Here is a 13,741-nt window from a genome sequence, read left to right on the forward strand (position 1 = left end):
GGGAGAAAAGAGGAAAGAAGGAAAAAAGGGAGGGGAAAGAAGAAGAGAGAAAGAAGAAGAGAGAAAGGGTAGAGGTGAAGTAGAGTGAAGGTGATATAGATTGTATGAGAGGAAGGGTAGGATAGGAAGGAGGGAGGAAAAAGAAAAAGAAAGAAGAGAAGGAGGAGTAAGAAGGAGAGAAAGAGGGAGAAGAGGGGAGAAGGAGAAAGAAAAAAGGGGAGGAGGGGGAGAAAAAAGAATGTAAATAAAAAAGAGAGGAGGAAAGGAAAGAGGAGAGGGGGTGTTTTTCGCGACTATCCGCTGGCCGCCGACGCCGACCTGTATGCGTGGAGCGCCGCAGGCGGCCCGCTGCCGGTGGATGAATCCGAACCCAAGCCGATCCGCCCCGAGCCGGTCGGTGCCGCGCTGGAAACCGCTGCTGCCGATGAATAAATTCCTGCTTGCCAGCGCGCTGCTGGCCCTGCCGTTGTCGCTGGCCGCCGCGCCGCCCTCGCTGGAAGTACCGCTGCCGCCGGCAGCGCCGGGCGCAACGCCAGCGCCGGTGGCCGATACGAGTTCGCCCGCCGCCTTTGCCCAGCTCAGCCCGGAGCAGCAGCGTCAGCGTCGTGCCGACTATGCGTCGTTGAAGGCGCTGCCGGAGGGCGAGCGCGAGCGCATCCGACAGGCCGCCGCCCGCTTTGCCGCGCTGCCGGCCGAACAGCAGCAGCGCCTGCGCGAGCAGTTCCAGGCCCAGGACCAGTCCTTCCGCGATGGCTGGCGGCTGGGGCCGCAGCTGGGCATGCAGTTCCCCAAGCTGCACGGCCTGTTCGGCCTGGTGCCGCCGGAGCAGCGCGAGGCCGCACTGGCCGCGCTGCGCCAGCTCAGCCCCGCGCAGTTGACGCAATTGACGCTGGTGGCCCAGCGCACCCCGCCGCAGGAACGTGATGCCGTGCGCAGCGCCTTCCTCGCCGTGCCGGCCGCCGAACGCGACGCCTGGCTGAAGCACCAGGCCGGCCAGTAGAGTCGACCGTTGGTCGACCATCGCGCAACACGCGCGTGTTGCCTGTATCCACATGAAGAGCAGTCGACCAACGGTCGACTCTATCCAGCAAGCGGCTTCGTTTGGCCGTAACATAGCCGGCCGCAACCCGGTGCCTGTGCCCTTCGCGCGCAACCGTAGTTGGCGTCCTGTACTTCCATGTCTACCGCAACCTCCACGCCGCGCTTCCGCAAGGAAGTGGGCGCGACCGGTCTGCTCGCCCTGCCGTTGGTGCTGGGCCATGTATCCACCGGTCTGATCTCCTTCGTCGACAACGTCATTGCCGGCCACCATGCCACTGCCACCCTGGCTGCGGTGACCATCGGTACGGCCCTGCTGTGGCTGCCGATGCTGATCCCGATCGGCACCCTGATCTCGCTCACCGCCTCGGTGTCGCAGCTGCACGGCGCCGGCCGCGAGCGCGAGATCGGCCCGCTGTTCCGCCAGGCGCTGTGGCTGGCGCTGGGCCTGGGCCTGATCATGTTCACCTTCCTCACCGTCGTGCCGCCGCTGCTGCCGGCCTTCGGCATCGCCCCGGACATCGTGCCGGGGGCCACGGCCTTCCTGCACGCGGTGCGCTGGGGTGGCCCGGCGCTGACCCTGTACTTCTGCATGCGCTACCTCAGCGAGGGCATGCACTGGACGCTGCCGACCATGCTGCTCGGCTTCGGTGGCCTGCTGGTGCTGGCGCCGATGGGCTACGTGCTGGCCAACGGCAAGCTCGGCTTCCCGGAAATGGGTGCCGAAGGCCTGGGCATCGCCTCGGCGGTGATGATGTGGCTGCAGGCCATCGCCTTCGCCACGTACCTGTGGTTCACCAAGCGCTTCGCCCACCTGCAGCTGTTCTCGCACTTCGAGGGCCCGCGCCCGGCCGCGATCTGGGACCTGCTGCGCACCGGCCTGCCGATCGGCATCACCGTGCTGATGGAGGGCGGCCTGTTCATCGTCACCGCGCTGCTGATCGGCCGCCTCGGTGCCAACGAAGCGGCCGCGCACCAGATCGCGATCAACGTGGCGCAGCTGTGCTTCATGATCCCAATGGGCGTGGCCGAGGCCACCACCGTGCGCGTGGGCCATGCGGTCGGCCGCGGCGATGGCTTCGGCGTGCGCCGCGCGGCGTGGGCCGGCTACGCGATCATCATGGGCACGCAGACGCTGTCGGCGGCCGTGCTGCTGTTCGGCCACGACGCCATCGTCGGCGTCTACACCAACGACCTGGCCGTGGCCGGCCTCGCCTCGACCCTGCTGTTGTACGCGGCCACGTTCCAGTTCCCCGATGGCATCCAGGTGCTGTCGGCCGGCGCGCTGCGCGGGCTGAAGGACACGCGCGTGCCGATGTTCATCGCCATGTTCGCGTACTGGGGTCTGGGCATGCCGCTCGGCGCAGGGCTCGGCCTGGGCCTGGGCATGGGCCCGCAAGGCATGTGGATCGGCCTGATCGTCGGCCTGACCGCCGCCGCCATCCTGATGGGCTGGCGCCTGCGTCGCAGCAGCCTGCGCATCGGTCAATCGGCCCTGGAATGATCGTCGTGCCCGTCACGCCAGACCGTGACGGGCGAACCCCTGACTTGTGTCCGATGCCGCCTCACACGGCACCGGCTATGCTGTTACCACGGCAAGAAGCCATCCGGAGCGCTCCATGAACCAACCCGTGCCCCCGCTGCCCCCGGCGCATCGCAATCCCATCGCCGGTTTCTTCATCGGGCTGTGGGACGTGATGAATTTCACCCGCAGGCTGATCCTCAACCTGGTGTTCTTCGGCCTGCTGCTGTTCGTGGTGGTGATGTTCATCGTCGCTGCGGGCATGAGTGCCGGCGCCAGCAAATCGCTGCAGGACCGCACCACGCTGGTCATCGCCCCGGAAGGCCGTCTGGTCGAGCAGTACAGCGCTGATCCGGTCAGCCGCGCGCTGGCCAAGGCGGTCGGCGACAACGGTGCCGAGGAAGTGCAGCTGCGCGACCTGCTGCGCGTGATCGAATCGGCCAAGGCCGACAAGAAGATCGAACGCGTGGTGCTGGAACTGGACAAGCTGCAGCCGTCCGGCTTCGCCTCGCTGCGTGAAGTGGCCGGTGCGCTGCAGGACCTGCGCGCCTCGGGCAAGCAGATCGTGGCCTTCAGCCAGAGCATGGGCCAGTCGCAGTACCTGCTGGCCGCGCAGGCCGACGAGGTCTACCTGGATCCGATGGGGTCGGTGGTGCTCGAGGGCCTGGGCCGCTACCGCCAGTACTTCCGCACCGGCCTGCAGGACAAGCTGGGCGTGGACGTGCACCTGTTCAAGGTGGGCGAGTACAAGTCCGCCGCCGAACCGTACGTGCTGGATGCGGCCTCGCCGGCGTCCAAGGAAGCCGACCTGTTCTGGATGAACGACGTATGGCAGCGCTACCTGGGTGACATCGCCAAGGCGCGCCGCCTCGATCCGGCACAGCTCGCCGCGGGCATCGATACCCTGCCCGAAGGCGTGGCCGCGGCCGGCGGCGACCTGGCCAAGTTTGCCCTGCAGCAGAAGCTGGTGACCGCGCTGAAGACCCGCGAGGAATTCGAGGATCTGATGATCGAGCGCGGCGTGGCCGACGAAGATGCTGACGGCGGCTTCCGCAACATCGATTTCGCCTCGTACATGGGTCAGCTCGACGCCCGCCGCAACCCGGTGGACACACGTCCGCAGGTGGCCGTTGTGGTGGCCTCCGGCGAGATAAGCGGCGGCGACCTGCCGGCCGGCCGCATCGGTGGCGAGTCGACCTCGGCCCTGCTGCGCGCCGCGCGCGACGACGACCAGGTCAAGGCCGTGGTGCTGCGCGTGGATTCGCCGGGCGGTGAAGTGTTCGCCTCCGAGCAGATCCGCCGCGAAGTGGTGGCCCTGCAGGCCGCCGGCAAGCCGGTGGTGGTGTCGATGGGCGACCTGGCCGCATCCGGTGGTTACTGGATCAGCATGAACGCCGATCGCATCTATGCCGATCCGTCGACCATCACCGGTTCGATCGGCATCTTCGGCATGATCCCCAATTTCAGCCGCGCGCTGGACAAGTTCGGCGTGCACACCGATGGCGTGGGCACGACCCGCTTCGCCGGTGCCTTCGACGTCACCCGCCCGATGGACCCGGCCGTGGGCCAGGTCATCCAGTCGGTGATCAACAAGGGCTATGCCGACTTCACCGGTCGCGTGGCCGAGGCCCGCAAGAAGCCGGTCGAAGCCATCGACGAAGTGGCCCGTGGCCGCGTCTGGAGTGGTGCGCAGGCCAAGGAACGCGGCCTGGTCGACGCCTTCGGCGGCATGAAGGACGCCGTGGCCGACGCCGCCAGCCGTGCCAAGCTGGGCAATGACGAGAAGTACCGCGTGCGCTACATCGAGAAGCCCGCCACCCCGTTCGCGCAGTTCATCAGTGGGTTCGCCGGCAGCCATGCCGGTGCCTGGATGCTGGCCGATTCGGGCGTGGCGCGGATGATGCTGGCGCGCACGATGCCGGAAGTGGACACCCAGCTGCGCTTCGTCGAGAACGCCGCGCGCGAGAAGGGCAACGGTGCACCGGTGAAGGCACTGGCGTACTGCTTCTGCGGGTTCTGACACGCGGTTGCAGCCACTGAAAACGCCCGGCTTCGGCCGGGCGTTTTTTTATTGGTAGCGCCGGGCCATGCCAGGCGGATTCTGGAGGCCGCGCTTCGCGCTCGCCGGGCATGGCCCGGCGCTACCTCTCATCCGCTACTGCGTTGCTTCAGCCTCGGCCTTGCGCTCTCGCTCGGCACCAGCGTCCACGGTCTTCTGCACGTCCTTGGCGCGGTCCAGCGGCTGGCTGATGGCCTTGGCCAGCGCCTGCGGCTCCGGCGGCTTCTCGGGGTTGGGCGTGGCCGGCTTCTGGCAACCGGCCAGCAGCGCGACCGACAGGCAGACGGGAATCAGCAGACGCATCGTGGTGCTCCGGGGCGGGTGATGCGGCAGTGTCGCACTGTCGGCAACGCCCTGCTGTGACGCGTATCCTTGCGGCATCGAAATACAGCGGGCGCGGCCCCGGAGAACTCATGACCCAGCAACGGTGGCGCCTGGACGGGCAGACGGCCCTGATCACCGGTGCCAGCGCCGGCATCGGCCTGGCGATCGCACACGAACTGGCCGGTTTCGGCGCCGACCTGATGATCGTCGGCCGCGATATCGACATGCTGGAGACCGCGCGCGACGAACTGCTGGACGTGCATCCGCAGATGCAGGTGCATGCGCTGGCCGCCGATGTCTCCGATGACGAAGACCGCCGGCAGATCCTGGACTGGGTGGAGGACCACAGCGATGGCCTGCACATCCTGGTCAACAGCGCCGGCGGCAACGTCACCAAAGCGGCGACCGAGTACTCCGAGGACGAGTGGCGCCAGATCTTCGAGACCAACCTGTTCTCGGCCTTCGAGCTGTCGCGCTACGCGCATCCGCTGCTGGCCCGGCACGCCGCCTCGTCCATCGTCAACGTCGGCAGCGTTTCGGGCCTGACCCATGTGCGCAGCGGCGTGGTGTACGGCATGACCAAGGCGGCGATGCACCAGATGACCCGCAACCTGGCGGTGGAGTGGGCCGAGGATGGCATCCGGGTGAACGCGGTGGCGCCGTGGTACATCCGCACCCGGCGCACGTCCGGGCCGTTGTCCGATGCCGACTACTACGAAGAAGTGATCGCACGCACGCCGATGCGCCGCATCGGCGAGCCGGAAGAAGTGGCCGCAGCGGTGGGCTTCCTGTGCCTGCCGGCGTCGAGCTACGTCACCGGTGAGTGCATCGCGGTTGACGGCGGCTTCCTGCGCTACGGGTTCTGAGCCTGACCCGGGGTCGGATCCCTTTCTGCAGGAAAGGGCTCTGACCCCATCAACGCCGGGCGGCAACGCCTACTCCGGCACCCGGCAATCACTCGCAGCCAGCACCGCCTGCAGGCGCTCGCGTTCGGCGCGGGCGGCGTCGCGGTTTTCCTCCGAGGCAAAGCGCTCGCGACCGCGGGCATTGCGGAAGCGCTGTTGCCAGCTGCCACAGCGCTGCGCCTCGGCCACTTCGCTGCAACGGTCGCTGACCACTTCGCAGCTGGCCGCATTGACCGGCGTGGCACCGCCCAGGCCGCTGACGCTCATCAGCTCGCAGCGGCCCGGCGCGGCTTCGTACTCGTGCAGGTATTGCCCGCCCTGTGAATCCTGACACTGGAAGATCGGCGGCAGCGGCGGCTTGGGCGGCGCGTTCTCGTCGACCGAAGCATCGCCGGGGCGGGGCAGCAGGGCGCTGTCGAGGATGGCATCGCCGCCTTCGCGCTCGACCATGTAGGCCTCGCTGATGATGCGCTCCTGGCCCGCGCGCGGCGGTGTGGGAGCGACGGGCGCTTCCGAGGCAGGCGCTGCAGGCGCGGGGTTGGCAGCGACCGGCGCTGGCGTGGGAGCGGCCGCGGGGGCTGCAGCCGACGTCGACGGCGCGGAGCCGGGCAGCTTCACGATCTCCTGCTTCATGCCGGCCGAACAGGGCATGCGCTGCACGGTGGGAACATCGCTGCTGCCGGTGCAGCGGTAGATGACCATCTCTTCGGCCGCGGCAGCGCCGGGCAGCAGGCACAGCGCCAGCCAGATCAGTTTCTTCATGCCAGCAGCCTACAGCAGCGGCCACCACCTGGCAGATGCCAACCTTGGTTGTCACGTGCGGTGGCCGGTGCCTGGGTAGTTGCCAATCTTGGTTGGCGCTGGCCAAGAACGGCGCCCACCAAGGTGGGCATCTACCAGGGCAGGAGCAGAGTGCCCACCAAGGTGGGCATCCATCAAAGCGAAGCGCTCAGCCGCCGCTGCAGTCCTGCGTCAGGCGCGCGTCGATGCCGCGCTGTTCGTTGCTGATCGCGGTGCGTTCGCTCTGCAGCGCGCTGTTGTAGCGGCGGTCCAGCTCCCAGCGGCGGTCGCGCAGGCGCGAGCAGACTTCGCGCGGCGGCAGCAGGCTGCAGGCGTCGCGCACCAGCACGTTGCCGCCGGGCACGTTGACCCCGTAGCCGAGCGGCGGCCGATGCACCGGAATTCCTGCAGCCCCCGGCGGTGGCCCGATGCCGATGGCGCCGCCTCCCGGGCCCGGTCCCGGCGGCAGCGGGCGCGGTCCGCCATGGTGCCCCGGTCCGTACCAGACCGTGGTCCATACCGGCACCCAGCGCGGATTCCCCTCGTTGTTGTCGCTGGTATAGCGGCTGCCGTCGTCGCGCACGCACTCGTACATCGGCTGCGGTGGCTGGATGTAGACGTGGCGGACCTCGCGCACGCCCATGTCCGGCCTCGCTGCGGGCGTCGGCGGCGGGGTATCGGTGCTGACCGCACGCGGCGGCGGGTCGCGCGGGCGCTGCAGGTCGCGCACTTCCTGGCGGCCGCTGCTGCAGGGCTTGTCCTGCAGCGCAACGGCGCCGTTGCTGCCAACGCAGCGGTAGACCCGCACGTCATCGGCAGCGAAAGCCACCATGGGCATCGACAGAGCCAGGCAGAGGGCAGGGCGCAGCAGGTTCATGGCTGCAGCCTGCGCGAATTGCCGCGGCACTGCAATCGGCGCATCAGGAGCGCAGGATGCTGCCGCTGAGTGCGTCGCGGATGGGCGTCGGCTGGGCCAGACCGCCGGTCTGGCCATCGAGGATGCCGTCGAGCAGCCGCAGCAGGCGCGGGTCCAGTTCTTCGCGGCTGCGCGCCGGCGGTTCACCGGCCAGGTTGGCGCTGGTGGACACCAGTGGACCGCCCCAGGCGCGGCACAGCGCCGCCACCAGCGGGTGGGCGCTGATGCGCACGGCGATGCCGCTGTGTTCACCGGTCACCCACGGCCGCGCACGGGGGCCGGCCGGCAGGATCCAGGTGTTGGCGCCGGGCCAGCTGGCCAGCACCGCGCGTTGACGTGCGTCGGGCAGGGCCTCAAGGCGCACCCAGCCTTCCAGCTGCGGCAGATCGGCGGCGACCAGGATCATGCCCTTCTCCACCGGGCGCTGCTTCAGGCGCAGGACCATGTGCACCGCCGCCTCATGGGCAGGGTCGCAGCCCAGGCCCCAGACAGCTTCGGTCGGGTAGCCGATCACGCCCCCCGCGCGCAGCGTGGCCACAGCAGTATCGAGGGTGAGTTCTTTCATGGGGAAGGCCGGCCCGACGTGGGGCTTCATTATCCCCCCGCGGCGTGCAGAACGGGTGGTGGGCACCGGTTGTCGGTGCGGACAGTCGGTCCGCACATCCCGGCAGATCATCCACGCATGGCGTGGATCTACTTGGCGGCCTTCTTCACTGTTTTCTTCGCCGCCTTCTTCGCGGGGGCCTTCTTTGCGGCCGCCTTCTTGGCCGGCGCCTTCTTCGCAGCGGCCTTCTTCGGCGCGGCTTCCTTCTTCACCGCCGCCTTCTTGGCCGGGGCCTTCTTCGCGGCGGCCTTCTTGGCGCCAAAGCCCTTGCGCACCGGCTTGCCGGTTTCTTCCATCAGCTGCTGCACTTCGGCCAGGGTCAGCGATGCCGGCTCGCGATCCTTGGGGATCTTGCCGTTCATCTTGCCGTCGCTGATGTACGGGCCGAAGCGGCCGTTGAGCACTTGGATGTCGCTGCCCTGGAACTCCTTGATGATCCGGTTGCGCGCGATCTCTTCCTTCTCTTCGATCAGGAACACGGCGCGGGCCAGGTCGATGGTGTACGGGTCGTCTTCCTTCTTCAGCGAGGCGTAAGTGCTGCCGCGCTTGGCGAACGGGCCGAAACGACCGATGCCGACGCTGACGTCCTCATCCTTGTCCTGGCCCAGCGCGCGCGGCATCAGGAACAGTTCCAGCGCGTCTTCCAGCGAGATGGTGTGCATCGACTGGCCGGGGCGCAGCGAAGCGAACTTCGGCTTCTCCTCGGCGTCCTCGGCGGTGCTGCCGATGGCGGCATACGGCCCGAAACGGCCCAGGCGCACGCTGACCGGCTTGCCGGTCTTGGGGTCGGTACCCAGTTCGCGGGCACCGCTGGCCTCGGCGCGGTCGACCGATTCCTTCTTGTCTTCCACCAGCTCCTTGAACGGTTCCCAGAAGCGGGCCATCAGCGGGATCCACTCTTCCTCGCCGCGCGAGACGGCATCGAGCTCGTCTTCCAGCTTGGCGGTGAAGTCGTAATCCACGTACTGGGTAAAGTGGCTGGACAGGAACTTGGACACCGCACGGCCGACGTCGGACGGGCGGAAGCTGCGGCCTTCCATTTCCACGTACTTGCGGAACAGCAAGGTCTGGATGATCGAGGCGTAGGTCGAGGGACGGCCGATGCCGTACTCTTCCAGCGCCTTCACCAGCGCCGCTTCGGTAAAGCGCGGCGGCGGCTGGGTGAAATGCTGGTCGGCCTGGATGCGTTCCAGCGGGATGCGGTCGCCCGGCTTCATCGCCGGCAGCTTGCGGCCTTCGTCGTCGTCCTCGGCGCTCTTGTTGTCCTTGCCTTCCTCGTAGACGGCCAGGAAGCCGGGCACCACCACGGTGGTGCCGCTGGCGCGGAACACGTGTTCGCTGCCAGCCGACAGGTCGACGCTGACGGTGTTGAGGGTGGCCGGGATCATCTGGCAGGCGACGGCACGCTTCCAGATCAGCTCGTACAAGCGGCGCTCGTCGTCGGTCAGGAAGCGCGCCACCTGGGCCGGGGTCCGCAGGGCCGAGGTCGGGCGCACGGCTTCGTGCGCTTCCTGGGCGTTCTTGGACTTGGTCTGGTAGGTGTTGGGCTGGTCCGGCAGGGAGGCGATGCCGTAGTCACGGGCGATCACGTCGCGGATCTCCGCCAGCGCGTCCTGCGACAGGTTCACCGAGTCGGTTCGCATGTACGAGATCAGGCCGACGGTACCTTCGTCGCCGATGTTCACGCCTTCATACAGCTTCTGCGCCACCTGCATGGTCTTGCGGGTGGTGAAGCCGAGCTTGCGCGAGGCTTCCTGCTGCAGGGTCGAGGTGGTGAACGGCGGCGCAGGGCGGCGCTTGCGCTCCTTGCTGGCCACGTCGGTGACGTGCAGCGAGCCCTGCGCGGCCTGCTGGATGCGCAGGCGGGCGGCCTCGGCGGTGTCGCCGTCGGTGACGGTGAACTGCTCGAACTTCTGGCCGTCCAGCTTGATCAGCTTGGCGTTGAAATGCTGGCTGGGGTGCGCGCACTCGGCAGCGATGGACCAGTATTCGCGGGCGATGAAGGCTTCGATCTCCTCCTCGCGCTCGACGATCATGCGCAGCGCCGGGCTCTGCACGCGGCCGGCGGACAGGCCTCGCTGCACCTTGCGCCACAGCACCGGCGACAGGTTGAAACCGACCAGGTAGTCCAGCGCGCGTCGCGCCTGCTGGGCGTCCACCAGGTCGCTGGCGATGGCGCGCGGCTGGTTGATGGCTTCCTTGATGGCGCGAGGGGTGATCTCGGTGAAGACCACGCGCTGCATCGGCTTGTCCTTGACCAGCCCACGTTCCTTGAGGATCTCGGCGATGTGCCAGCTGATCGCTTCACCCTCGCGATCCGGGTCGGTCGCCAGCAGGATGTCGTCGGCGCCCTTGGCGGCCTTGGCGATGGCATCGACGTGCTTCTCGTTCTTGTCGATGACGTCGTAATGCATGGCGAACCCGTTGTCCGGGTCGACCGCGCCTTCCTTCGGGATCAGGTCGCGCACATGCCCATACGAGGCCAGGACGGTGTAGTCCTTGCCGAGGTATTTGTTGATCGTCTTGGCCTTGGCCGGCGATTCGACGATGAGCAGGTGCTTGGGCATGTCGGGAAAGGTCTGTGGGCGAACCGGGGGAAGGGGCCGCTAGGGTGGAGCAAACGGCCGCATTAGTGAAGCGGCCACGGGCAAATCCATAAACTGAACGCCCGGTAGTGTGCCGGGCGTTCAGGTTTCCTTATTAGAGGAATCACGCCCGGACGGCGCCTGTCAAGGGGCGGGGCGTGATGACGGCCTCCTGCCGGCGCCGTCGGCCAGCCTCAGCTGGCCATGTTGGCGATCACGCCCACCGCGACGATGGAGATGATCACGCCGCCCAGGACCATCAGGCCGCCGATGACCAGCATAACGACGGTGACCGTGCCCAGCTCGCGCCGCTGCAGGTGCGGCTGGTCGGTGAAGGCCCAGCGGTCGACCACGACGGTGTCGCAGACCATGTCGTGCAGGGCCTGCTTGCGGTCGGTGAACGCCGCCATCAGGTAGCCGATGCACAGGATGATGCTGCTCAGGATCGTGGCGAAGTAGCGCCCGATGCTGCGGCCCAGGGTCAGGCGCTCACCGTTGCCGCGCACGACCTTGATGCCGACGGCCATCTTGCCCGGCGTGGCGCCGCCGGCCGAGGCGTGGAACCAGGCGTAGTACACCATCGAGATGGCCAGGCCGGCCAGGCCGCTGACCAGCTGCGCGGCCACGCCCGTGGCCGTATCGCCACCACCCGCCGCGCCCATTCCGAGGCCGATGCCCACGCCGAGGACCATGCCGATGATCCAGCTGGGGATCAGCAGGATGAAATAGTCGATCAGGTAGGCCGCGAAGCGCTTCCAGAAGCCCGCGTAGACCACCTCGCCGCCCTGCACGGCCTGGCTGTAGTCGCCGCTGGCCGCGCCCGGGGCGCTGTAGGGCGAGCTGCTGAGTGCGCCGGTGCCCGGCAGGGGGGCGGTGCCGTTGTCGATGGCGGCATAGTCGCCGCGCAGGTCGAAGCCGCCCGTGGCACTGCTGTCGCTGGCCTCGGCCAGGGTCTGCAGGCCCAGTTCGTCCACGACCTGGCGAAGGGCGGCCCACTGGCCCATGCCCTCGCGCCACACCAGCGTGTCCAGAGTCAGCTGCCCGCGCTGGAAGCGCTGGCGGATCTCGGTGACCGGGAACGGTCCCTGGCGTTGCTGTCCTTCGGCGAAATACCACTCAGTCATTGCGTTCCCCTGTTGGGTCATCCTTGGATTTCAGGCTGCCTGCGCGGTCGGCGGCTCAGCCGCGGCACTGCACGGGCAGGTATTTGTTGTCGCTTTCGCCGGTGCATTCCCAGCGGCCGCTGTCGCGGTCGTATTCCTGCCACAGCAGGTCACCGTCGATCGTCTTGCCGGGGAGGGCCAAGGTGGCTTCGATACCACAATGGCCATTGTTGAAGCGGCCGATGTGCACGGCAGACAGCCCCTGGCTGGCGAAGCTGCCCGCTTCGGGGAAGCCGGCGTCGTTGGCGCCCGGGCAGCGGCCCTGGTCGTCGGCGAAGCGCTGGACCTGTTCCTTCAGCGGCTGCAGGGCGGTAATCGCACCGGCGACCTTGGACTTGATCACGTAGTCGTTGTAGGCGGGCAGGGCGATCGCGGCCAGGATGGCCAGGATCGGCACCAGGACCAGCAGGGCGACGCCGCCGATGATGGCGGTCAGCGCGCAGCCGGACAGGCCCTTCCTGGGCGGCGGCAAGGCGGTGCTGGTGCTGGCGTGGTAAGGCGCTTCCGGCGGCAGGACGGGCGGTTGCGGGGCCGCCGGCGGTGGCGGCGCGCTGGCCGGTGCATCGACGGCCGGCACGATCAGGCCCAGTTCGTCGACCACGCTGCGCAGCGGCTGCCATTGCGGCAGCCCGTCGCGCCAGACCAGGGTGTCCAGGGTGATTTCGTTGCTGCGGAAAAGCTCGATCAACTGCTCCGCCGGCAACGGGCCTTGCTGGCGGTTGCCTTGGGCGTGAAACCACTCACTCACGGGGACGCTCCTGAATGCGCTCGGTCCCCAAGTGTACGGTCAGTGCAGGGGTTCTGGCTCGTCCATGAACATCTGCGTTTCCATCCAGGCATACGCCGCCTCGGCGCCGGGCTGGTTGAACAGCACCATCAGCACGACCCACTTCAGGTCATCCAGGTCCAGTTCGTCCTGGTCCAAGGCCATGGCGCGGTCCAGCACCAGCTCGCGCTGGTCGGCATCGAGGATGCCGTGCTGTTCCAGATACAGCAGGAAACCGCGGCATTCCACGTCCAGCTTGTCCAGCTCGGGGCCGTGGAAAATGCGCACGGGGCCGTCGACCCGGGCCTGCGCCACGCTCGGCCGCTGGGCAGCCAGCGCATCGAGCCAGTCGAAGGCCTTGTTGATCTCGGTAGGGCTGAAACCGGCCTGGATCAGGCCATTCTGCAGCGAGTCGCGGTCACGGATCAGGTCCGCATCTTCGCTGAAATAGTGTTCAAACAGGTACAACAGTACGTCAAGAATGCTCTCTTTCATTGCCCCTCGGCCTGCGTCGCGCGACGCTGTGGAGGTGAAGAAACTAGGGAGTTCGACAGTAGCGGCCGTGTACGCACACCACGATTCCCGCCAGTTCCATGGCCAGCAGCATGGAGGACACCTCAGGCGCCGTCAATCCACAACGCGTGATCAATGAATCCATACCGCTTGGGTTGTGGTCCAGTGCCCGCCACAAGCTCTGGTAGTCAGGGTCGTTCGCCCACCGGTCCGGCAGGTCTGCCGGCGATGCCTGTTCAGTGGGGGTGGCCAGGCGGCTTTGCAAGCCGGGCAGTTGCTGGCGCAGGGCAGGGGCCAGCAGTTCCAGCACATCTTCGGGGCGTTCGACAAGGGCCACGCCCTCGCGGATGAGCCGATGGCAGCCGGCCGCGCGCGGGTTCAGCACCGAACCGGGCACCGCGCCGACCTCGCGCCCGGCCTCGGCGGCCAGGCGGGCGGTGATCAGGGCGCCGGAGCGCTGGGCCGCCGGAACCGCACGACCGAGCGCTAGCTCTGGGTAGCGATGCAACAAGAACGCCGATAGTAGGCCGACTAGCAGCAGCCACCAGGCGATCTTGAACCAATTT

At 67.7% G+C, this 13,741-nt stretch carries 14 protein-coding genes; 5 read left to right on the top strand and 9 right to left on the bottom strand.

The annotated features are described in order from the left end of the window. The first annotated feature begins 100 nt into the window (after nt 1-100). The 4 genes from DCO49_RS20370 (at nt 101) to sppA (ending at nt 4,580) form a co-directional block, all read left to right on the top strand. Nucleotides 101-244 (top strand): hypothetical protein, encoded by a 144-nt coding sequence (locus DCO49_RS20370; RefSeq protein ID WP_165835743.1) that lies wholly within the window; start codon nt 101-103, stop codon nt 242-244. Between the two features lie 180 nt (nt 245-424). Continuing rightward, complete coding sequence (locus tag DCO49_RS16555) at nt 425-1,000, top strand: DUF3106 domain-containing protein (protein WP_116864951.1); 576 nt, start codon at nt 425-427, stop codon at nt 998-1,000. A gap of 177 nt (nt 1,001-1,177) precedes the next feature. Beyond that, nucleotides 1,178-2,542 carry an MATE family efflux transporter gene (locus DCO49_RS16560; RefSeq protein WP_108770140.1) on the top strand — a complete coding sequence of 455 codons (1,365 nt, stop codon included), beginning with the start codon at nt 1,178-1,180 and terminating at the stop codon, nt 2,540-2,542. 115 nt (nt 2,543-2,657) lie between these two features. Beyond that, nucleotides 2,658-4,580 carry a signal peptide peptidase SppA gene (gene sppA / locus DCO49_RS16565; RefSeq protein WP_116864942.1) on the top strand — a complete coding sequence of 641 codons (1,923 nt, stop codon included), beginning with the start codon at nt 2,658-2,660 and terminating at the stop codon, nt 4,578-4,580. Nucleotides 4,581-4,715: 135 nt separating this feature from the next. On the opposite strand, the gene DCO49_RS16570 is transcribed toward sppA, so the two are convergent. Next, nucleotides 4,716-4,922 carry a hypothetical protein gene (locus DCO49_RS16570; protein ID WP_116864943.1) on the bottom strand — a complete coding sequence of 69 codons (207 nt, stop codon included), beginning with the start codon at nt 4,920-4,922 and terminating at the stop codon, nt 4,716-4,718. A gap of 110 nt (nt 4,923-5,032) precedes the next feature. Here DCO49_RS16570 and DCO49_RS16575 point away from each other — a divergent pair, with 110 nt between their 5' ends. Beyond that, entirely contained in the window at nt 5,033-5,809 is a 777-nt protein-coding gene (locus DCO49_RS16575; RefSeq protein ID WP_116864944.1) for an SDR family oxidoreductase, read from the top strand. Between the two features lie 69 nt (nt 5,810-5,878). On the opposite strand, the gene DCO49_RS16580 is transcribed toward DCO49_RS16575, so the two are convergent. The 8 genes from DCO49_RS16580 to DCO49_RS16615 form a co-directional block, all read right to left on the bottom strand. Then, nucleotides 5,879-6,610 carry a hypothetical protein gene (locus DCO49_RS16580; protein ID WP_116864945.1) on the bottom strand — a complete coding sequence of 244 codons (732 nt, stop codon included), beginning with the start codon at nt 6,608-6,610 and terminating at the stop codon, nt 5,879-5,881. 187 nt (nt 6,611-6,797) lie between these two features. Next, entirely contained in the window at nt 6,798-7,505 is a 708-nt protein-coding gene (locus DCO49_RS16585) for a DUF4124 domain-containing protein (RefSeq protein ID WP_116864946.1), read from the bottom strand. A gap of 43 nt (nt 7,506-7,548) precedes the next feature. Next, a complete protein-coding gene (locus tag DCO49_RS16590) occupies nt 7,549-8,139 on the bottom strand; it encodes a Sua5/YciO/YrdC/YwlC family protein (RefSeq protein ID WP_116864947.1) in 591 nt (196 codons plus the stop codon). Nucleotides 8,140-8,237: 98 nt separating this feature from the next. After that, nucleotides 8,238-10,715, bottom strand: a complete 2,478-nt coding sequence (locus DCO49_RS16595) for a DNA topoisomerase I (protein WP_116864948.1) — start codon at nt 10,713-10,715, stop codon at nt 8,238-8,240. 212 nt (nt 10,716-10,927) lie between these two features. Beyond that, nucleotides 10,928-11,857 (bottom strand): RDD family protein, encoded by a 930-nt coding sequence (locus DCO49_RS16600; protein WP_116864949.1) that lies wholly within the window; start codon nt 11,855-11,857, stop codon nt 10,928-10,930. Between the two features lie 55 nt (nt 11,858-11,912). Further along, the gene (locus tag DCO49_RS16605) at nt 11,913-12,644 is read right to left on the bottom strand and encodes a GYF domain-containing protein (RefSeq protein WP_116864950.1); all 732 of its coding nucleotides are present in this window, start codon (nt 12,642-12,644) and stop codon (nt 11,913-11,915) included. Between the two features lie 39 nt (nt 12,645-12,683). After that, nucleotides 12,684-13,157 (bottom strand): DUF494 family protein, encoded by a 474-nt coding sequence (locus tag DCO49_RS16610; protein WP_108770130.1) that lies wholly within the window; start codon nt 13,155-13,157, stop codon nt 12,684-12,686. A 43-nt stretch (nt 13,158-13,200) separates the two neighbouring features. Beyond that, on the bottom strand, nt 13,201-13,741 hold a 541-nt coding region (locus tag DCO49_RS16615), incomplete at its 5' end, for a DNA-processing protein DprA (RefSeq protein WP_243402763.1).

Source organism: Stenotrophomonas sp. SPM, from assembly GCF_003105135.1.
GTDB lineage: Bacteria > Pseudomonadota > Gammaproteobacteria > Xanthomonadales > Xanthomonadaceae > Stenotrophomonas.